We start from the raw sequence: 20,582 nt of genomic DNA, 5'->3' as shown, positions 1-20,582 counted from the left end.
ACGGATGACGAGGTGGGGCCTGGGACCTAGCCCTTGAGCTCGGCCGCTACCAGCTCCGCGATCTGCACCGCGTTCAGCGCGGCACCCTTGCGGAGGTTGTCGTCGGAGATGAAGAAGGCCAGGCCGTTCTCCGCCGTCTCGTCGGTGCGGATGCGGCCGACGAAGGCGTCGTCCTTGCCCGCGGCGACCAGCGGGGTCGGGACGTCCGTGAGGACGACGCCCTCGGCCGAGCCAAGGATCTCGGTGGCGCGCTCGGCGCTCAGCGGACGCTCGAAACGGGCGTTGACCTGCAGCGAGTGACCGGTGAAGACCGGCACGCGGACACAGGTGCCGGAGACCTTGAGGGCCGGGATCTCCAGGATCTTGCGGGATTCGTTGCGGAGCTTCTGCTCCTCGTCGGTCTCGTTCAGACCGTCGTCGACGATGGAGCCCGCCATCGGCAGGACGTTGTACGCGATCGGCGCGACGTACTTGTTCGGCGCGGGGAACTCCGTCGCCGAGCCGTCGTGCGTGAGCTTGGGGCCGTCGTCGCCGACCTTCTTGACCTGCTCGAAGAGCTCGTCGACACCGGCGAGACCCGAGCCGGACACGGCCTGGTACGTCGCCACGACGAGCGCGGTGAGCCCGGCCTCCTTGTGCAGCGGCTTCAGGACCGGCATGGCGGCCATCGTCGTGCAGTTCGGGTTGGCGATGATGCCCTTGGGGCGGTTCGCGATCGCGTGCGGGTTGACCTCGGAGACGACGAGGGGGACCTCGGGGTCCATCCGCCAGGCCGAGGAGTTGTCGATCACGACGGGGCCCTGCGAGGCGACCTTCTCGGCCAGCGCCTTCGAGGTGGCGCCGCCCGCCGAGAACAGGACGATGTCGAGGCCGCTGTAGTCGGCCGTCGAGGCGTCCTCGACCGTCACACCGTCGAGGACCGAGCCGGCCGAGCGGGCCGAGGCGAACAGGCGCAGCTCGTCCACCGGGAAGTCCCGCTCGACGAGGATCTTGCGCATGACCGTGCCGACCTGACCGGTGGCTCCGACGATTCCGACCTTCACAGGGACATCCTCCGTATGTGCATGGGCACAGGCTTTGGCCTGCGCCGGTTCCATGATGCGTCTGTCCACGGGCGCCTTGTCCAATCCATTGTCCGAAGTTCGGGATGTCACATTCCCGTGGACCGCACCTGGACCCGGACCGAACGTTTCGGGCGCTCCCGGCGTCCTAGGGGAAACGCGGGGACGGGAGGGGTGTCTTGCTGCGCGGAAGAATGCGACGGGACCGGCGGGACCGGCGGGACCGGAAGGACCGGAAGGAATGGTCGGATCCGCTCGACGCGGCCCAGGAGGACCGGGTGCGGGCGGTGCTCGCGCTCGGCGGGGTCCCGCACGTCGATCTGCCCGACGGCGTCCAGCAGGTCAGGCTCAAGCTCCTCGAGCGGGCGGCGGACGGGCGCGAGGCGCCGCGTGACGTGTCCGCGTGGGCGGCGGTCGTCGCCTCCAACCTCGCCATGGACTGGCACCGGGCGCGCCGCAGGCAGGAGCGGCTCGGGGAGCGGCTCGCCGTGCTGTGGCGGGAGGCGACGGACGAGGACGGGGCGGAGTCACGGGCGCTCTCGATGGCCGTCACCCAGGGGCTGGACGCGCTGCCCGACACGCAGCGGCAGGTCGTCGTCCTGCGCTTCTACGCCGATCTGCCGGTACGGGCGATAGCCGACGAGCTGGGCATTCCGGAGGGCACGGTCAAAAGCAGGCTGCATACGGCGGTACGGGTGCTGCGGACGCGGCTGCACGAGGGCGAGGTGGTGTGACGGTGGACAGGGACGAGTGTGAGTACGACCACTCCTACGACCATTCCGACGACCGCTCCTGCGACCGCTCCTACGACCACGACGCGCTGATGCTCGCTCTCGCGGGCGATCCGCTGCCCGAGGCCTCCGGGCGGGATCCGGAGCTCGTGGCGGAGCATGCCGATGCCGTGGCGGATGTCGCACTGCTTCGGGAGCACATCGGGGTGGTGGGCCGGGCTCTGGCGGCCCCGGAGCCGATTCCGGAGCCGATTCCGGAGCCGACGCGCGGGCCGGTGGCTGTGCCGAAGCCGGTCGGCGGTGTGGGTCCCGCCCGGGTACGTCCCGCCCGCGTACGTCCCGCCGGTGTCCGGCGGCGGCGTCTGACGCTGGCGCTCGGGGTGGCGGCGGCCACAGCAGCCGCCTCGCTGGTGGGCGGGCTCGCCTGGCTCGCGGTGGAGAGCGGGGGCGGGATCACCGAGCGCTCCGACTCCGACGCGGCGAAGGGGGCGGCTCCGGGGGACGACAAGGGGAACGGCGGGGGAGCCGCCGAGGACCTCTCGCCCGAGGGGTACGTGGCGTGCGCGCGGCTCATCGTGGAGGGCACGGTGAACCGGGTCGAGCCGATTCCCGGAGCGACGCAGGAGCGGATCGTCCTGGACGTCTCCCGCTACTACAAGCCCGTCAGCGGCGAGAAACAGATCACGTTCGTGATGGACGTGGACGTGGACCCGCGGCTGCGGCCGGGCGACCGGACGCTGATCGGCATCGACCGCGGCGAGGCGTCGCCGACCGTCTGGTCCACGGGCAAGGCCGTGGCCAAGGACAGGGCATGGATCGAGCGGGCGCTGCCCAAGGCGAAGGGGCTCACGTGTTAGACCGTGCCGTGCCGTGTCGGACAGCCTTCGGCACGGGTTCCGCGTGTAAGGACTGAAAGGGCTCTACGATTACTACATGATGACGCAAGTACCCGCGCCCGGACCCGACTTCACGCCGACCGACGACGTCTTCGTCAGGAAGCACCTGGGCGTGCCCGGCATCGACGTCGCGGACTGGACCCTGGTGGTGGAGGGCCTGGTCGAGCGCCCTCTGCGCCTGGACATGGACGCCGTCCTCGCGCTCGGGACGCAGCGGCTGCCCGCCTTCCACGAGTGCTTCGGGAGCCCGTTCGCGCCGGACGTGCCGACGCGGGCGGTGGCGCAGGTGGAGTGGGCGGGGGTGCCGCTCGCCGCGCTCCTGGACCGGGCGGTGCCGCTGGCCGCGGCGCGGCACGTCTGGTTCGAGGGCGCGGACACGGGGTCGTTCCAGGGCCAGGACGGGCTCACGTACGTCAAGGACCTGCCCCTGTCGGTGGCCCGCGGCGATGTCTTCCTCGCGCACCGGATGAACGGGGAGCCGCTCAGTGCCGAGCACGGGTTTCCGCTGCGGGCGGTGGTGCCGCGGATGTTCGGCACGAACTCGGTGAAGTGGCTGACCCGGATCGTCCTGGCGGACCGCAGGGCGGAGGGGATGTTCACCACGCAGCTGTACAACCGCGTCCTGCCGGGGGACTCGGGGCCGAGTCCGGTGCGGGAGGTCGACGTGAGCAGCAAGTTGTTCTCGCCGGGGGACGGTGAGCAACTGCGCGCTGGGGCCGTGGACTTGAGTGGCCGCGCATGGAGCACGACGGAGATCGTGGGCGTCGATGTCTCGGTCGACGAGGGTGCCTGGGAGGCTGCTGAGGTGGACCCGCCTGGCTCCGGCCCGACGTGGCAACGCTTCTCCCTGGAACGGGAGTTGGCGCCGGGTGAGCATCGGATCCGCTGCCGGGCGAGGGATCTCGCGGGGCGCGTACAGCCGCTCGCGGGGGCGCGTAATGCGGTGCACGAGGTGGGAGTCGAGGTGGTGGAGAGGGGCTAATTCCCCAACCCCGCCCCTTCCCGAAACCATGGGGCTCCGCCCCCTGGACCCCCGACAAGATGGCCTCAAACGCCGGCCGGGCTGGATTTCCAGCCCGTCCGGCGCTTGAGGACGAACTCGGCGAAGCCGGTGATCGACCCCGCCCAAGGCTCCGAGCCAGTTAAGGCGCGGTCACCTTCTCGATCAGGACGCTGCCGGTCCCGGCAACCGTGCCCCGCCCGTTCAGCAGAGACACCTCACCGAACAGCTGACGTCCCTCGGCTGCGGGCGCATCCGCCGCGACCTGGGCGGAGACCTCCGCGGAGGCCCCGTTCGCCAGCTTCACCGGCGCCGACTCGTCCACCTTCACCGAGCCGAGCGCGCCCGAGAAGAACACATCCCGGTAGTCGTACGCCGTGGCGCCGGACGGAATCGAGTAGCCCGCCACCTCGATCTCGTACGTACCCGCCGCGGGCTTCGTGAGGCTGACCGACTCCTCCGAGTCGCCGTCCGCCGACGAGCCGACGACCGCGCCGTCCTTCGAGACCGACAGGTCGAGGTCCGCGGCGGTGTCCGCCGTCGAACCGATCGCGACGTCGAGCCGCTCCGCGCCCTCGGGCACGACCACGGTCGTGGTCTGCGTCTCACCCTGCTTGATCGAGGGCTTCGCGGCCTTCGCCGAGCCGAGCGGGCCGCCCTTCAACTTGCCGTCCACCGCGGCGAAGTTGTTGGTGACCTTCCAGGAGACGGGCGCCGGAGTACCGACCTTCGCCTCCGGCACCGTCTGCACGGCGGGGTCGAAGGCGACACCCAGAGCCGAGACGTCCAGCTTGTAGGGGTTGTCCAGGAGCGGCGACGTCCTGCGCGACTCGACCTCGATCTCCCACACGCCCGCCTGCGGCTCGGGGTACGAACGCAGGTCGGGGCGGCAGGTGTTGGCCGGGTTGTCGTAGTTCGCGTAGCAGGTCAGCGACGACGTCGAGTCGACCGGGACGCCGTACGGGTGCACCGCGATGAACCGCGTCTGGCTCTTGTCCTTCAGCCCGCCGAGCGCCACCTCCAGGGACTTGGCGCCCTTGGGGACCGTCACGAAGTAGGACTTGGTGCTGTTGCGCTGCACCTCGCCGGACCCCGAGAACGTGTACGCGGGCTTCGCGAGCGGCGTCGAGACGACGACCGTCGACATGATCTGCTGGTCGATGCCCTCGCTGCGCTCGTCGTCGACGGTCAGGATCGCGCTGTGCAGACCGGCCGACTTGGCCTTCGCCTGCACCTTGACCGTGACCGGCTTGTTCAGCGGCAGCGTCACGGCGCCCTTGCCGAGAAGCTTGAACGTGCCCTCGTGGTTGTTGACCAGGTCCAGCTCGTGGCGGATGCCGCGGTCCGGGCCCGAGGTGCGGGTGACCGTGACGTCGTACGTCCGCTTCTGGCCGGTCTTCAGGCCGCCCTCACGGTCGTAGATGCCGGTGCCGGGCTTCTTGAGCTCCTGCTCCAGGGCGGTGTCGACCGGGGCCTTCACCGTGTACGTGTGGGCCTTCGCGTGGTCCTCGATCGCGTTCCAGGCGTCGACCACGTTGATCCGGCCGGTGCCCTGCGCGTACGCCTGCTCGCCGGGGATGCGGTCCGCGGTCGAGGTGAGCGCCGTGCGCAGCTTCGCCGGGGTCAGGTCGACGTCCTCGCGCTCGGCGGCGGACAGGAGCAGCGCCGATGCGCCCGCGGCCTGCGGGGACGCCATCGACGTACCCTGCAACATCGAGTAACCGGCGGGCAGTTGGTAGCCCGCCTCGGCGACCGGGGAGCCCGGAAGCCAGGTCTGCGTCGTGTTGATGGCCGAGCCCGGCGCGGAGATGATCGGCGCGAAGCCGCCGTCCTCACGCGGGCCGCGCGAGGAGAACGGCATCATCGCGTACGACTTCTTCACGGCCGAGCCGTAGTTGGCGGCCCAGGTCTCCTTGGAGATGGAGGCGCCGACGGAGATGACCTTGTCCGCGAGGCCGGGGTCGCCGATGGTGTTCGCGCCGGGGCCCGAGTTGCCCGCGGAGATCACCAGCTGGACGCCGTACTCGTCGATGAGGCGCTTGTAGAGCTCGGCGCGCGCGTTGTTGCCGTCGTTCAGGGCGGGGAGGCCGCCGATCGACATGTTCACGATGTCGACGCCGCGCTTCGTGACGAGGTCGATCATGCCCTCGGTGAGCGCGACGTTCGTGCAGCCGCCGGTCCAGGTGCAGGCGCGCGAGGAGACGAGCTTGGCGCCGGGGGCGGCGCCGTTCATCTTGCCGCCGAACAGGCCGTTGGCCGCGGTGATGCCCGCGACGTGCGTGCCGTGCTCGGACTCGATGACGCCGATGTTGACGAAGTCGGCCTTCTTGCCGACCCAGTCGCCGCCGTACGGGTCGGTCGGCACGTCCTTGCGGATCTCGACGACGAAGGGGACGCGCTCGACGACGTCGGTCGCCGGGTCGTCCTTGCCGAAGTAGGCGACCTGGTGGCCGTCCTTGTACGGCTTCATCGTCTCGTCGTCGGTGAAGTCGTTGTTGTCGTTCAGGTCGACACGGACGGTGCCCGCGGCCGGGTCGTAGAGCACGCCCCAGCTGTCGGTGGTGTCGCCGTCGCGGTTGATGTCGCCCTTGGCGTCGCCGCCGGTGGTGGCCGACTCGCGGAAGCGGTTGACCTGGAAGGAGCCCGCAGGGGCCTTCCACGTCTCGCTGTCCCAGGTGAAGACGGGGCCCGTGACGGGGTTGGTCATCCGGCGCCAGGTGCCGTCCGCGTCCACGATCGGGTCGGTCGCTGTCACCCAGTCGGTGATCTTGCGCTCGCCCGTGGTGGTCTTCTGGAGCGCGGGGTGCCCCAGGTCGACGCCGGAGTCGAGGATGCCGATGGTGGTGCCGCGGCCGTCCGCCTTCGGGTGCTTCTTCACGAAGTCGACGGCGCCCGTCTCGAAGGACGGGTTGTACGGGTTCTTCGCCGGGGTGTTCTTGCCGGGTCCGGCGTACGTCCCCTCGGCCGCCGTCTTCGCGCCCTTGGCGCGGTCGGCGGCGGGCGTCGGGTCGTCGAGCTCGATCTCGTGCCGCAGGTCGATGCCGTGCACGGACGACAGCTTCCCCGCCGCCTCGATGGCGGCGTCCGCCTTCGCGGTGGGCACGGTGGCGCGTACGTAGCCGAGCTTGTCGTACGTCCGGCCGACCGAACCGCCCTTGACGGCGTCGAGCTGGCCCGCGACCTGCTCGGTGGCGCCGGGAGCGGTGGCGACCATCATCGTGACGGTCTTCTCGCCGTCCGCCTTCGCGTCCGCGAGGAGATCGGCGTCGGCCGAACCGAGCTTCTTCTCGGCGGACTTGGGGATGGTCTGGCCCCCGGGGCCACCCGGGTCCCCGTCGGCCGCGAGAGCCATGGGTATGGGCCCGGCGGCGGAGAGCGCGGCGGTCAGGCCGACGGCTATCGCGAGACGGGTCGTGCGTCTAGCACTGGATCTGTGCATCAGCATCCCTGTACGTAAAGGTCGAAAAGGTCCGGAATCCGGAACCGGATGACCGCTCAGCCTTACGTAAGTGACTGCTGTTTGGGGAGAGTTGTCCGGAGAGGATCAGAGGGTGGCGTAATCCCGCCATGCGCCATCGGTGACATAGCGGATGATTACGGCTCTGCGCCTCTGCGCCTCTGCGTCTCTGCCCCTCTATGCCTCTGCCCCTCTACGCCTCGCGCACCCGCGCGTAGTGCCGCGACGCCTTGGCCCGGTTGCCGCACCCGGCCATGGAGCACCAGCGCCGGGTCCCGTTCCGCGAGGTGTCGAAGAAGTGCAGGATGCAGGCCTCGTGCGCGCAGGGGCGGATCCGGTCCGGCGCGGTGGCGAGGAGCGTCAGGTAGTCGCGGGCCGCAAGCCACGCCGCGCCCCACGTCGCGTCCTTGAACTCGGGCTCCTCGCCCGGTCCTTGCGCGGTCAGGGTCGCCCGGATGCGCCCGTGCCCGAGGATCTTGTCGACGCGGGCGATCCCGGCGGGGTCGTCGGGGCTGTCCACGGCGGACGCGAGCGCGTCGCGCGCCCGCAGCACGTGCTCCAGCGTCGCCTCGTCCGCGTCGAACCGGCCGTCGAGCCTCTGGGCGGCGAGCCAGACGGCGAGTCCGTCGACATCGGCCAGCAGATCCTGGCGCGCGCCGTCCGCCATCCAGCGGGTGTTGAGCAGGTCGAGGGAGAGCGGCTCGCCGACGAGCGGGCGCGGATCGCGGGGTGCGGCGGACATGGGGGCTCCCTTCAAGACTAACCAGCAAAGAGTACGTGACTGGTTGACGCTCTCTGCTTCTAACCTCTAAAGTCACATTCATAGGTTAGTTCGCTGACAATTAGTTCACTGACAAGGGGAGAGTCATGACCGCGACCAGCACACTCCGCACCGGCCACATCGGCCTGAACGTCACGGACATCGAGCGCTCACTCGCCTTCTACCGCGACGTCATCGGTTACGGAGTGATCAGCGAGGGCAAGGAGGAGGGCCGCAGGTTCGCCTTCCTGGGCGAGGGCGGGAGCCCCGCGCTCACACTCTGGCAGCAGGCGGACGGGGCGTACGCGGCTTCGAACGCGGGCCTGCACCACCTGGCGCTCGAGGTGGACACCATCGAGGAGGTCCGCGCGTACGAGAGTGCTCTGCGCGCGTACGGAGTGGAGTTCGCCTACGAGGGAGTCGTCCCGCACGGCGAGGGTGCCGCCTCCGGCGGGATCTTCTTCCACGACCCGGACGGCACGCGCCTTGAGATCTACGCGGGGTCTGGCGTGGGCGCCTCGGACCGTGCCCCGGTGGCCGCCGCGCCTACCTGTGGGTTCTTCTGAGCCCCCCTGCCCCCCTGCCCCGCTGGCCCGACTGACCCGCCGCTTCGCGGCGGAGTTCCCCCACCCGCCCACCTGCCCACCCGTTTGCCCGGGAGTGACATGACCCCGCACGACCCGTACCACCACGGTTCCCGCGCCGTTCAGGACCTCGTCGGCGTGCGGGAAACGGCCGATCACGTGGGCCGGTCCATCGGCGGCGGCATCCGCCCCGTCGCCGCCGCCTTCCTGGAGATCCAGCCCATGCTGGTGATCGGCGGCGCGGACCCGGCGGGCGCCGTCTGGGCCTCGCTGCTCACCGGTGAACCGGGGTTCGTGCGCGCCACGGGGCCGCAGCAGATATCGGTCGTGGGCGGCCTGCGCCGAGCCGACCCCCTCGCGCAGGCCCTCGCCCAGGAGGGCACCCCCGTGGGCACCATCGCCCTGGACCCCCGCACCCGCCGCCGCATGCGCCTGAACGGACGGGCGCGGCCGACCCCCCGGGGTCTGGCGATCGAGGCCGATCAGGTCTTCTCGAACTGCCCCAAGTACATCCAGAAGCGTGAGCTCCCGCCGGGCGCCATGGCGGGCCGCCCGTCCGCGCCCCGCCACGGAGTGAAGCTGACCGGCGACCAGCGTGCGTTCATTGCCGAGGCGGACACCTTCTTCCTCGCCACCGTCCACGCGGAAGGCGCCGACGCCAGTCACCGGGGCGGCAACCCCGGCTTCGTCCAGGTCCCTTCCCCCTATGAACTCGTGTGGCGGGACTACCCCGGCAACTCCATGTTCCTGTCCCTCGGCAACCTCACCACCGACCCCCGCGCCGGCCTCCTCTTCCTCGACTGGGTGACCGGCATGACCCTCCAGCTCACCGGCACGGCCCGCACCGAGTACGCGGACGACGGGTCCCGCACGGTCCGCTTCACCCTCACCGAGGCGGTGGAGACCTTCGGCGCGAGCCCCTGGAGCTGGACCGCTCCGGAGTACTCCCCTGCCAATCCGGGCCAGGGGGACTAGCGTCACTCTGTGAACAAAGAGCTCCGGGTGGCGGCCTACGCCGTATGCGTACAGGACGGGCAGCTGCTGCTCGCCCGCTGGGTGGCGGGCGACGGCAGCAAGCGCTGGACGCTGCCCGGCGGCGGGATGGACCACGGGGAGGACCCGTACGACACGGTGATCCGCGAGGCCGACGAGGAGACGGGGTATCGCATCGAGCCCGTCGTGCTGCTCGGTGTCGACTCCCTGCGCCGCCGCTATCCGCGCAAGCTCGGCGCCGTCGCCGACTTCCACGGCCTGCGCATCGTCTACGAGGCGCGCATCACCGGCGGCGAGCTGCGGCACGAGCGGGACGGTTCGACCGATCTCGCGGCCTGGCACACGCTGGACGCCGTCGCCGGCCTCGACCGGGTCGGACTCGTCGACATCGGGCTCGACCTGTGGCGCACCCGCCCCGACGACGGACACCTGGCGGTCCCCTCCTGAGCCTCCGCTGGACCTTCCCTTCCCCGGAAGATGAACGTGGAGTGACCGCCTCCTCTCCGCCCGGAGAGGGGTTCATGACTGCACAGGGTGCCTGATGATCCACGTACGGTGATCGGCGTTGCCCGTTGCGGTCTCGTTAACGTGCAGGTCATCCCGGATGTCAACGATCCAGTACGAGCGGGAATTTCGCCCACTGCGGAGCTGCCCGCGACCACTGCCGACGCGTTTGCAATCGGGGAGACCGCGCCATGTCGCGCACACGCTCTGTCGCCACCGCCGCCCAGTCCGCCACCCACGCCGCCGCGCGTGCCGCTTCCTCCGTGGATCGCCGGGCCTTCCTCGCGACCACCGGGGCCGTCTCCCTCTCCGCGGGTATCGGCTACGCCCTGCGGCCCGCCACCAGCCACGCCGCCGCCAGCGGGCCCGCGCCCGTCGCGCTCTCCCGGCAGGCGCCCGCCGCGCCCCTGATGCCCTACCGGGGCGGCACCACGCTCGGTACCGTCGCCGCCCCGCGCGGCGCCTCCGGCTACCGGCGTCTGGGGGACGGGCCCGCCTGGGACCGGGTGGTCCGCGGCGACCTCGCCGAGCCCAAGAGCGGCCGAGAGGGGCGGCGCACCCCGCTCGCCGCGTTCGTCCAGTTCACCGACCTGCACCTGGTCGACGTGCAGCATCCGCTGCGGTACGAGTATCTGCGCTCCCAGACCGCGAGCGCCTGGCGCCCGCAGGAGGCCCTCTCGGTGGCCGGCGCGGTCGCGCTCGTCGAGCGGGTCAACGCGCTGCGCGGCGCGCCCGCCACCGGATCGCCGCTGCACTGCGTGGTGACGACGGGCGACAACACGGACAACAACTCACGCTCCGAGCTCGACTGGTTCCTCAAGACCATGAGCGGCGGGCGCATCAACCCCAACACCGGTGACCCGCGCCGCTACGAAGGCGTCCAGGACAGCGGCCTGAAGCTGTACTGGCACCCGGACGACGACCTCCGCGACTCCGACAAGGCCCTCGGCTTCCCGCGGGTCGACGGCTTCCTCGACGCGGCGCTCCGCGAGGTCAACAGCCCCGGTCTCGGCCTTCCTTGGTACTCGACCGTCGGCAACCACGACGCGCTGCCCGGCGGCTGCTGGGGACCCGGGGACTCGTACTTCTCCGAATTCGCCGTCGGCGGGCGGAAGTTGATGTCCCTCGACGAGTCGCGCGGCGCCGCCCTGTGGAAGGCCGTCAAGAAGGGCCGCGACCCCAAGGGCGCGCACTTCAAGGAGCTCCTGAAGAGCGAGGCGCGGCGGATGCGCTCGGTCACCCCGGACGAGAGCCGCGCGCCCTTCACCCCCGCCGAGTACGTCAAGGCCCACCTCGACCCGGCGTACAAGGGCCACGGTCCCGCGGGCCACGGCTACACGCAGGAGAACCTCGACTCCGGCACCCAGTACTACTCCTTCCGCATCAGCGACGACGTGCTCGGCATCAGCCTGGACTCGACGGACCCCGGCGGCCACTATGAAGGCTCGCTCGGCACGGCCCAGCTGGACTGGCTGGAGCGGGAGTTGAAGGCCAACGAGGCGAAGGACGGCGGCGGTTCGTACGTCGTCGTGTTCAGCCACCACACCAGCAGGACGATGCGCAATCTGCGCCAGGATCCGGAGCGTCCGCGCGAGGCCCGGCACGGGGGCGACGAGATCGTCTCCCTGCTGGGCCGCCACTCCTCCGTCCTCGCCTGGGTGAACGGGCACAGCCACAAGAACGCCATCACCGCGCACCAGACCCCGCGCGGTGCGTTCTGGGAGGTCTCCACGGCCTCGCACATCGACTTCCCGCAGCTGGCCCGCGTGGTGGAGCTGAGCGACAACCACGACGGCACGATCTCCCTGTTCACCACCCTCATCGAGTCGTCGGCCCCGCACCGCACGGACTACGCGGACCTCTCCCAGACCGGCCTCGCCGCGCTCTACCGCGAACTGTCCTTCAACGCCCCCGGCGCCAAGCCCGCGCTGGGCGGCGAACCGGGCGACCGGAACACGGAACTGATCCTCAGGAAAGGCTGAAAACCGCTCAACCCGCACGCGGCTGTCAACCTCCTCACCAGGCCCACGAGTCCCTCCCGCCGACAGCACGTGATGAGCGGAGGGGGAGACATGTCAGTACGCGGAAGAGGCCTGGCGGGCGTGGCCGCAGCGGTGGCCATGACGGTGGCGGCGGGGGCGCTCGCGGCGCCGGCGCTCGCAGGGGAGCCCGGTGGTGGCGGACACGGACACGGACACGGCGACCGGCACCGGGCGACACAGAAGGCGATGGAGGCCGCGGTCAACGAGGACGCCCCCGGCGTCACCGCCCAGGCCAGGGACAAGCACGGGACCTGGAACTCCGCCGCGGGCATCGGCGACCTCGAACGGCAGACCCCGCGCGGCGCCCACGACCGCTACCGCGTCGGCAGCATCACCAAGACCTTCGTCTCGACGGTGATACTCCAGCTGGTGGCCGAGGGCGAGCTGAGCCTCGACGACAGGGTGGGCCGGTGGCTGCCGGGCGTGGTCGAGGGCAACGGCCACGACGGCGACGCCATCACGGTGCGCCAGATCCTCAACCACACGAGCGGCATCTACGACGTCCTGAGCGACCCCGGCTACCAGGAGAAGATGTTCACCGAGAAGTTCCTCGCGCACCGCTACGACACCTGGACCCCCGAGCAGCAGGTCGCCATCGCCATGCGCCACGAACCGGACTTCGACCCCGGTGAGAGCTGGCACTACTCCAACACCAACTACCTCCTCGCAGGCATGATCATCAAGAAGGTGACGGGGGAGTCGTACGCGGACGAGATCAAGCGCCGCATCATCGAGCCGCTCGGCCTGGACGCCACCAGCGTGCCGGAGACGGACTCCTCGATGCCGGAGCCGAGTTCACGTGCGTACATGAAGCTGTCCAAGGCCCCGGACGCCACGTTCCACGACGTCACGGAGCTCAATCCGTCCATGGCCGGCTCGTCGGGCGGGATGATCTCCGACGCGGCGGACCTGAACCGCTTCTACACGGCCCTGCTGCGCGGCAAGCTCCTGCCCAGGAAGCAGCTCGCCGAGATGAAGAAGACCGTCGTGCAGGACCCGGCCAAGCCCAACGAGGGGTACGGGCTAGGCCTGGTGAGGCGCGAGACCTCCTGCTCCACCGTCGTCTGGGGAAACGGCGGCGACATCCAGGGCTCGACGTCGATGACCCTGGCGACCGAGCGCGGCGGCCATGCGATCTCCGCGAACTTCAACACCCTGGACGGCGACCTGAACGTGATCCGGGACGCGGAGTTCTGCGGGAAGTGACGTGGCCGGCGGGGCCCGACGTGCGGGTCCCGCCCCCCTCTCCTGCGGCGGCTATCGCGGCAGCACCACCACATACGCGGCCGGATCGCGGTCGGCCGATGCCATCAGGGCGGTCCGGACGACCGTCGCCTGCTGTTCGAGCGACTCGCGCAGCTTCTTGGGCGTCAGATGGACGACGGTGATGCCGAGCCGCTCCAAGTGCTCGCGCTTGCGGGCGTATTCGGACCACAGCGCGTCGTCGTCCTGGCGGAATCCCTGCCGTGGCGCCCGCGTGTCCAGCTCGACGGCGACGGCCAGATCGGGCCAGTAGGCATCGACGCCTCCCAGGTGCGGCCCGCCGGGCAAGCGCAGGTCGACGTTCCACAGGGGGTCGGGCAGGCCGTGCTCGGCGACCATCTGGTAGATCCGGTTCTCGGCGATGGCCCGCCCCTCGGCGAGCAGCGAGTCCACCGCGTCCACGACATGGGGGCGGGTGAGGAGGCGTGCCTGGTTCAACTCCCTCACGATGGCGGCCGGTTCGCAGTGTCCGCCGCGCACCGCCTCGGTGAGCAGTCTGCGCACGGCGCCCGCATCGGTGAGGCCCGCCACGGCGTCGGCGAGCGCGCGCGGCACCGGGGCCACCGGAACTCCGCCGATCTGCACGGCGGTCGGCAGCGCCTGGGCCCGCACGAGCCGGATGAAGCCGGTGGAGCGCAGCCGCCGGGTGCGCGGGACGAGGACGTCGATGCGGTCCAGGGAGAGCAGCGGGGGAGCCGACGAGAAGCGGTGCAGGGTGAGCGCCGCGAGTCCCGTGATCAGGGCGTCGGCGTACGGGGCGTGGGGCTCGCCCGCTCCGGGCTGCGCGGGCACGGTCTTCGCGGCCTTGGCCGGCGGCCGCCCCGCGAACAACAGGGCGCCGTGCAGGCGCTCTTCACTGGTCGGCGGCCCCGGGTGCAGCAGGCAGACCCCCGGGAGCAGCTGCTGCCAGGGCCCTTCCGGGCGGCAGTGGGCGGAGACGTCGGCGGGGGAGACGCCGTGGGCGCGGAGCTGGGCGGTGCTCATGACGCGTCGCTGGACGTCGGCGAGGTGGCGGAGGGGGCGGGGGGAGAGCGGGGTGTTGTGGTTCATGACCGGGCCATTCCCGCTGCCGATCCGCCCCCTAACCGCTGTTACACGCCCGTCGACATAACTGGACAACCCCGCACTAAAGTGCAGACGTTCGACTGCCGAAAAGGTCCGTTTGTGCGCGGTACGTTCCGTGGTGGGTGTCCCGCCGAAGCTGCCGAGCAGCGTTCGGCGGGACACCCGCCCCGGTTCGCCTAGGAAACGGCAGCCGCGTCGCAGGCCTGCGCCCGCAGCGACCGCGCGAGGTCGTCCCGGGCCTCGAGCACGAGCCGTCGCAGCGCCGGTGCGGCCGACTCGTGCGAGGCGAGCCACAGATCGGCCGCGTCCAACGTCCCCTGGTCGTCCTGGAGGTGAGGGAACAGCCCCTTCACCACGTCCATCCCGATCTGGATGGACCGCTCGGACCACACCTGCTCGATGGCGGCGAAGTACCTCGCCGCGTAAGGAGCGGTCAGCTCCCGCTGCGACGACTGGGCGAAGCCGGAGATCGTCGCTCCCACCAGCGCGTTGGACAGGGAGTCGGACTCCACCACGGAGGCCCACGCCTGCGCCTTGACCGCCTCGGACGGCCGCGCGGCCAGGCACCGCACCTGGTGCCGCTTGCCCGAAGCCGTGTCGTCCCGGACCAGCTCGGCGGCGAGCATCTGCTCGTCGGCGACGCCGTGCGCGGCCAGCGGACCGAGGAAGGCCCAGCGCAGCTCCTGGTCGACGTCCAGGCCGTCGATCTTCGCCGTCCCTTCGATCAGGGTCCGCAGCAGCTGCAGATCGGCCTCGGAGGAGGCCACCGCGGCGAAGAACCTCGCCCACGTCAGCTGGTTCTGGCTGCCGGGCTCCGCGATCCGCAGCTCCCGCAGCGCGCCCTCGGCGAGCGCGCGCCCGCCCTCCTCGCGCCACCCGGGGGCCGCGTAGTGCGTGAGGGCCGAGTCCGCCCACGTGTGCAGCATCTGCAGGACCCCGATGTCGCTCTCGCGCCCCGCGAACCGCAGCACGAGCCCGATGAAGTCCCGCGCGGGCATGAGCCCGTCCCGGGTGAGGCTCCACAGTGCGGACCAGCACAGCGCGCGGGCCAGCGGGTCGGTGATGTCGCCGAGGTGCGCCCGCAGCGTGTCGAGGGAGGTCTCGTCGAAGCGGATCTTGCAGTACGTCAGGTCGTCGTCGTTGACCAGGACCAGCTCGGGGGCCTCCTCGCCGGACAGCTCGGACACGACCGTGCGGGGCCCTTCGACGTCCACCTCCGCGCGTGCGTACCGCGTCAGCTCGCCCTCGGGCGTACGGCGGTACAGACCCACCGCCACCCGGTGCGGCCGCAGTTCGGGGTGCGACTCGGCTGCCTCCTGCATCACGGAGAGCTCGGTGATCCGGCCCTCCGCGTTCAGAATCACCTGGGGCGTCAGGGAGTTGACGCCCGCCGTCTGCAGCCACGCCTGCGACCAGGACGCCATGTCGCGCCCGGAGGTCTCCTCGAGGACCGAGAGCAGGTCGCCGAGCCGGGTGTTCCCGTACGCGTGCCGCTTGAAGTAGCGCCGGGCGCCTTCGAGGAACGCGTCGCGGCCCGCGTAGGCGACGAGCTGCTTCAGGACCGATGCGCCCTTCGCGTACGTGATCCCGTCGAAGTTGAGCTTGGCGTCCTCCAGGTCGCGGATGTCGGCCGTGACCGGGTGCGTGGAGGGCAGCTGGTCGGCGCGGTAGGCCCACGCCTTGCGGTTGTTGGCGAAGGTGATCCAGCCGTTGGTGAAGCGCGTCGCCTCGACCATCGAGAAGGTGCCCATGAAGTCGGCGAAGGACTCCTTGAGCCACAGGTCGTCCCACCAGCGCATGGTGACCAGGTCGCCGAACCACATGTGCGCCATCTCGTGCAGGATGACGTTGGCCCGGCGCTCGTACGACGCCTGGGTCACCTTGCCGCGGAAGATGAACTCCTCGCGGAAGGTCACACAGCCGGGGTTCTCCATCGCGCCCAGGTTGTACTCGGGGACGAAGGCCTGGTCGTACTTCCCGAAGGGGTAGGGATAGTCGAAGTGGTCGTGGAAGAAGTCGAGCCCCTGCTTGGTGACCAGGAAGACGTCGTCCGCGTCGAAGTGCTTGGCGAGGCCCTTCCTGCACATCGCGCCGAGCGGGATGTCCAGCGTCGTGCCGTCGTCGAACGTGCGGCTGTAGGAATCCGTCACGTAGTGGTACGGGCCCGCGACGACAGCCGTGATGTACGTCGAGATCGGCTTCGTCTCGGCGAACTTCCATACGCCGTCGACCAGTTCACCGGAGCCGTTCGACCAGGCGGTCCAGCCCTCGGGGGCCTGCACCGAGAACCGGAAAGGTGCCTTCAGGTCGGGCTGCTCGAAGTTGGCGAAGACGCGCCGTGAGTCCGCCGGTTCGTACTGCGTGTAGAGATAGACCTCGCCGTCCTCCGGGTCGACGAAGCGGTGCATGCCCTCGCCGGTGCGGCTGTAGGCGCACTGGGCGTCCACCACCAGTTCGTTCTCCGCGGCCAGGTCCTCCAGCGTGATCCGGGTGCCGTCGAAGACCTCGGAGGGGTCCAGGTCCTTGCCGTTGAGGGAGAGTGCCGTGACGCTCGGGGCGATCAGATCGGCGAAGCTCGCGGCGCCGGGTTCGGCGGAGCGGAAGCGGATCGTGGTGACGGAGCGGAACGTGCGCGGCTCCTGGACGCTCTCGCCGATCGCGGAGCGCAGGTCGAGAAAGACCTCGTACCCGTCGACGGACAACAGCGCGGCCCTTTCCTGGGCCTCGTCGCGGGAAAGATTCTCACCGGGCACGGGCGGTACTCCCTTGTACTCGCAGGGGGAAGTCGTGGATCGCACGACCTGTACGAATGTCTACGATCCTCGCATGTGCCCCCAGCGCGCGGTATCCGGGAATGCCCGGCCTGATCACTGACGTTCCCCTGGCCAAGCGCGCACGCATTCCCTAGGGAGAGACATGTCCGAGAACGGCAAGACCCCCGTTGACTTCTGGTTCGACCCGCTGTGCCCGTGGGCCTGGATGACCTCGCGCTGGATGCTCGAGGTGGAGAAGGTCCGCGATGTCGAGGTCCGCTGGCACGTCATGAGCCTCGCCGTGTTGAACGAGGACAGGCTCGACGAGCTGCCCGAGGAGTACCGCGACATGCTGGAGACGAAGGCCTGGGGCCCGGTCCGCGTGGTCATCGCCGCCCAGCAGAAGCACGGCGACGAATACACCGGCAAGCTCTACACCGCCCTTGGCACCCGCTTCCACAACCTCGGCGAGGGCCCGACCCGCGAGGCGGTCGTCTCCGCCCTCAAGGACGTCGGCCTGCCCGAGGAGCTCGCCGACTACGCGGACTCGGACGAGTACGACACCCAGCTGCGCGCCTCCCACCAGGAGGGCATCGACAAGGTCGGCCAGGACGTGGGCACGCCCGTCATCGCGGTCCCCGGTGCGGACGGCGAGCAGGTCGCCTTCTTCGGCCCCGTGGTGACCCCCGCGCCCAAGGGCGAGGCCGCCGCCAGGCTCTGGGACGGCACGCTCCTGGTCGCGTCCACGCCGGGCTTCTACGAGATCAAGCGGACGCGTACGCAGGGACCGATCTTCGACTGAGCTAGCCGAAGGACGGGGGCAGGTCGAAGCCGTCCCGGTAGGCCCAGTAGTTCTGCACCCGCAGGCAGCCCTCGCGACCGCATCGCAGGTATTTGCCCGCGTCGGCGGGTCCCACCCGGGCGATGACGACGTCCAGTGCGGCTCCCGTGGGCCTCCGGAAGTTCTGGGGTTTGTCGCCACAGTTCAGGCAGCGCCTCCATGGATCTGACATGGGCTCACGGTCCCCCGGAACCCCGCATACCGAAAGACCCCCGTGAGTCATGTCCTCACGGGGGCCTTTCGTCCATCCGCCTGCCTCGGCGAAAGTTGAGAAGACGATCACGAGGCAGGGCGTTCTCAGTGGGCGCAGCGCCTCACGGAGCCAGCAGCAGGCTGTTCACGCGCTGCTTCGCGGCGTCGTAACGCTTGGCCACGTCCTGCCAGTTGACGACGGCCCACATGGCGTCGATGAAGTCCACCTTCTGGTTCTTGTACTGCAGGTAGAAGGCGTGCTCCCAGGCGTCGAAGACCAGGATCGGCGTCGAGCCCTGGCCGACGTTGCCCTGGTGGTCGTAGACCTGCTCGACGATGAGGCGGTTGCTGAGCGGCTCGTAGGCGAGCACGCCCCAGCCCGACCCCTGCGTGGTCGCCGAGGCCTTGGTCAGCTGGGCCTTGAACTTGGCGAAGGAGCCGAAGGACTCGGTGATGGCGTCCGCGAGGTCACCGACACCGTCAGCGGCCAGCGGCTCACCGCCGCCACCGTCCTTCGGGCTGTTCATGTTGTGCCAGTAAATGCTGTGCAGGATGTGGCCGGAGAGGTGGAAGGCCAGGTTCTTCTCCAGGCCGTTGATGGCGCCCCACGTCTCCTTGTCGCGCGCCTCCTCCAGCTGCTCAAGGGTGTCGTTCGCGCCCTTCACGTACGCCGCGTGGTGCTTGTCGTGGTGCAGCTCGACGATCTGGGGATTGATGACCGGCTCGAGCGCCGCGTAGTCGTACGGAAGTTCAGGAAGCGTGTAAATGGCCATGTCCGAGCCCTCCGACTGCTGCTCTGCTGTAGTGCAACGCTTATTGCAACCTATATGCAAGTGCAGGCTAGCAGCAGGAGCGGGCCGGAGTTGATCAGCCCTTCGTCCTAGGTCCGGGGTCGGGTCCGGGGAAACGCGAGAGGGCCCCGAGTCCGTCGACCCGGGGCCCTCTCGCGCAAAGGTGTGTCGCTACTCGGCGGCGACCGCCGCCCGCTTCTCCGCCGTCTTCTGGCGCACGAAACCGATCACCGCGAGCACCAGCGTCAGCGTGCCCGTGGCCAGGAGCTGCTTGCGCGTGTCCGGCTGTTCCGTCATCAGGTAGAAGATGTACGCCATCGCGGCGAGCGCCACCCACGTCAGGAACGGGTAGGCCCACATCTTCACGACCAGCTTCTGCGGCTCCTCGCGCTCCGTCCTGCGGCGCAGGATCAGCTGCGAGGCGGCGATGAAGATCCAGACGACCAGGATCATCGCGCCGATCATGTTCAGGAGCCACGGGAAGACGTCGTCCGGGCGCCAGTAGCTGAGCAGGACGCAGACGAAGCCGAAGACCGAGGAGGCGAGCACCGCCAGGCGCGGGACGCCGCTGTGGACGCGGCCGAGCACCTTGGGGCCCTGGCCGCGCGCGATCAGGGAGTACGACATGCGCGACGCGCCGTAGATGTTGGCGTTCATCGCGGAGAGCAGGGCGATCAGGACGATGACGTTCATGATCTGGCCGGCGCCGGGGATGCCCAGGTGGTCGAGCGTGGCGACGTACGGGCCCTTCGCGACGACCTCCTTGTTGTCCCACGGGAGCAGCGTGACCACGACGAGCATCGAGCCGACGTAGAAGAGGGCGATGCGCCACATCGCCGTGCGCACGGCCTTGGCGACGGACTGGACCGGGTTCTCGGACTCAGCGGCCGCGATCGTGACGGTCTCCAGACCGCCGTACGCGAAGACGGACGCGAGGAGGCCGATGATCAGGCCGTCCGTGCCGTTCGGCATGAACCCGCCCACGCCGGTGAGGTTGTCCGTGCCGGGGGCGGAGACGTCCGAGCCGGGCAGGATGCCCAGGATCGCCAGGACGCCGATGCCCAGGAAGAGCGCGATCGCGCCGACCTTCAGCGCGGCGAACCAGAACTCGAACTCGCCGAAGTTCTTCACGGCCGTCAGGTTGGCCCCGCAGAAGACCAGCATGAAGAGGGCGACCCAGGCCCACTCGGGGCTGTCGGGGAACCAGCCCACCATGATCTTCGCGGCGCCGATGCCTTCGAGGCCGACGGCGACGCAGAGCAGGAACCAGAAGCCCCAGCCCGCGGTGAAGCCCGCCCAGGGCCCGATCGCACGCTCGGCGTGGACCGAGAAGGAGCCGGACGCCGGGTTCGCCGCCGACATCTCACCGAGCATGCGCATCACGAGCATGACGAGCGCGCCGGATATCGCGTAGGCGAGGACGATCGAGGGTCCTGCCGCGGCGATGCCCGCTCCGGAGCCCACGAAGAGACCGGCGCCGATGACGCCGCCGAGGGCGATCATCGAGAGATGCCGCTGCTTGAGGCCGTGGACGAGCGGTGAATCGACCTTGGGGGCCTCGGGGGCCTCGTCGGGTGATGCGTCCTGGGGGGTGGACGTCCGAGACATGGGCGTGCCCTGTTCAGTAGCTGAGACGGGGGAGCGAGCGG

Annotated in this window: 17 protein-coding genes; 9 read left to right on the top strand and 8 right to left on the bottom strand. The window is 70.1% G+C overall.

Annotated features, from left to right (window positions below; genetic code table 11):
- Window positions 1–26: 26 nt before the first annotated feature.
- A complete protein-coding gene (locus AC07AG_RS17715) occupies window positions 27–1,043 on the bottom strand; it encodes an aspartate-semialdehyde dehydrogenase (protein ID WP_478755988.1) in 1,017 nt (338 codons plus the stop codon).
- Between the two features lie 197 nt (window positions 1,044–1,240).
- Between AC07AG_RS17715 and AC07AG_RS17710 the strand changes: the two genes are divergently transcribed.
- The 3 genes from AC07AG_RS17710 to AC07AG_RS17700 all read left to right on the top strand — a co-directional run bounded on the left by AC07AG_RS17710 (window position 1,241) and on the right by AC07AG_RS17700 (window position 3,670).
- The gene (locus AC07AG_RS17710) at window positions 1,241–1,795 is read left to right on the top strand and encodes a sigma-70 family RNA polymerase sigma factor (protein WP_478755987.1); all 555 of its coding nucleotides are present in this window, start codon (window positions 1,241–1,243) and stop codon (window positions 1,793–1,795) included.
- Between the two features lie 2 nt (window positions 1,796–1,797).
- Window positions 1,798–2,649, top strand: coding sequence for a hypothetical protein (locus tag AC07AG_RS17705; RefSeq protein WP_478755986.1), 852 nt, complete (start codon window positions 1,798–1,800; stop codon window positions 2,647–2,649).
- A 76-nt stretch (window positions 2,650–2,725) separates the two neighbouring features.
- A complete protein-coding gene (locus AC07AG_RS17700; RefSeq protein ID WP_478755985.1) occupies window positions 2,726–3,670 on the top strand; it encodes a molybdopterin-dependent oxidoreductase in 945 nt (314 codons plus the stop codon).
- Window positions 3,671–3,830: 160 nt separating this feature from the next.
- On the opposite strand, the gene AC07AG_RS17695 is transcribed toward AC07AG_RS17700, so the two are convergent.
- Together AC07AG_RS17695 and AC07AG_RS17690 are read right to left on the bottom strand one after the other, a co-directional pair.
- Window positions 3,831–7,133: a S8 family serine peptidase gene (locus AC07AG_RS17695; RefSeq protein ID WP_478755984.1), complete on the bottom strand. Its 3,303-nt coding sequence runs from the start codon at window positions 7,131–7,133 to the stop codon at window positions 3,831–3,833.
- A 205-nt stretch (window positions 7,134–7,338) separates the two neighbouring features.
- Window positions 7,339–7,887, bottom strand: a complete 549-nt coding sequence (locus tag AC07AG_RS17690; RefSeq protein ID WP_478755983.1) for a CGNR zinc finger domain-containing protein — start codon at window positions 7,885–7,887, stop codon at window positions 7,339–7,341.
- Window positions 7,888–8,012: 125 nt separating this feature from the next.
- On the opposite strand from AC07AG_RS17690, the gene AC07AG_RS17685 reads away from it, so the two are divergent.
- The 5 genes from AC07AG_RS17685 (at window position 8,013) to AC07AG_RS17665 (ending at window position 13,234) form a co-directional block, all read left to right on the top strand.
- On the top strand, window positions 8,013–8,471 hold the full coding sequence (locus AC07AG_RS17685) for a VOC family protein (protein WP_478755982.1): 459 nt from the start codon (window positions 8,013–8,015) through the stop codon (window positions 8,469–8,471).
- 99 nt (window positions 8,472–8,570) lie between these two features.
- A complete protein-coding gene (locus AC07AG_RS17680; RefSeq protein WP_478755981.1) occupies window positions 8,571–9,464 on the top strand; it encodes a pyridoxamine 5'-phosphate oxidase family protein in 894 nt (297 codons plus the stop codon).
- Between the two features lie 9 nt (window positions 9,465–9,473).
- The gene (locus AC07AG_RS17675; protein ID WP_478755980.1) at window positions 9,474–9,929 is read left to right on the top strand and encodes an NUDIX hydrolase; all 456 of its coding nucleotides are present in this window, start codon (window positions 9,474–9,476) and stop codon (window positions 9,927–9,929) included.
- 248 nt (window positions 9,930–10,177) lie between these two features.
- Window positions 10,178–11,968 (top strand): TIGR03767 family metallophosphoesterase, encoded by a 1,791-nt coding sequence (locus AC07AG_RS17670; protein ID WP_478755979.1) that lies wholly within the window; start codon window positions 10,178–10,180, stop codon window positions 11,966–11,968.
- A 90-nt stretch (window positions 11,969–12,058) separates the two neighbouring features.
- The gene (locus AC07AG_RS17665) at window positions 12,059–13,234 is read left to right on the top strand and encodes a serine hydrolase domain-containing protein (RefSeq protein ID WP_478755978.1); all 1,176 of its coding nucleotides are present in this window, start codon (window positions 12,059–12,061) and stop codon (window positions 13,232–13,234) included.
- Window positions 13,235–13,285: 51 nt separating this feature from the next.
- Here the strand turns inward: AC07AG_RS17665 and AC07AG_RS17660 are convergent, their stop codons facing one another.
- Window positions 13,286–14,341, bottom strand: coding sequence for a hypothetical protein (locus AC07AG_RS17660; RefSeq protein WP_478755977.1), 1,056 nt, complete (start codon window positions 14,339–14,341; stop codon window positions 13,286–13,288).
- Window positions 14,342–14,532: 191 nt separating this feature from the next.
- Window positions 14,533–17,109, bottom strand: coding sequence for an aminopeptidase N (gene pepN / locus AC07AG_RS17655; RefSeq protein WP_478755976.1), 2,577 nt, complete (start codon window positions 17,107–17,109; stop codon window positions 14,533–14,535).
- A 163-nt stretch (window positions 17,110–17,272) separates the two neighbouring features.
- On the opposite strand from pepN, the gene AC07AG_RS17650 reads away from it, so the two are divergent.
- Entirely contained in the window at window positions 17,273–17,911 is a 639-nt protein-coding gene (locus AC07AG_RS17650; RefSeq protein WP_478755975.1) for a mycothiol-dependent nitroreductase Rv2466c family protein, read from the top strand.
- Window position 17,912: 1 nt separating this feature from the next.
- On the opposite strand, the gene AC07AG_RS17645 is transcribed toward AC07AG_RS17650, so the two are convergent.
- From AC07AG_RS17645 to AC07AG_RS17635, 3 genes are all read right to left on the bottom strand, one after another.
- Complete coding sequence (locus AC07AG_RS17645) at window positions 17,913–18,122, bottom strand: hypothetical protein (RefSeq protein ID WP_478755974.1); 210 nt, start codon at window positions 18,120–18,122, stop codon at window positions 17,913–17,915.
- Between the two features lie 142 nt (window positions 18,123–18,264).
- A complete protein-coding gene (locus tag AC07AG_RS17640) occupies window positions 18,265–18,915 on the bottom strand; it encodes a superoxide dismutase (protein WP_344519972.1) in 651 nt (216 codons plus the stop codon).
- A 189-nt stretch (window positions 18,916–19,104) separates the two neighbouring features.
- The gene (locus AC07AG_RS17635; protein ID WP_478755973.1) at window positions 19,105–20,541 is read right to left on the bottom strand and encodes an amino acid permease; all 1,437 of its coding nucleotides are present in this window, start codon (window positions 20,539–20,541) and stop codon (window positions 19,105–19,107) included.
- Window positions 20,542–20,582 lie beyond the last annotated feature (41 nt).

The sequence above is a fragment of the Streptomyces sp. NPDC044044 genome (assembly GCF_056434405.1).
Note: the sequence above shows the minus strand (reverse complement) of the source record. Positions and strands in the feature narration are given on the sequence as shown.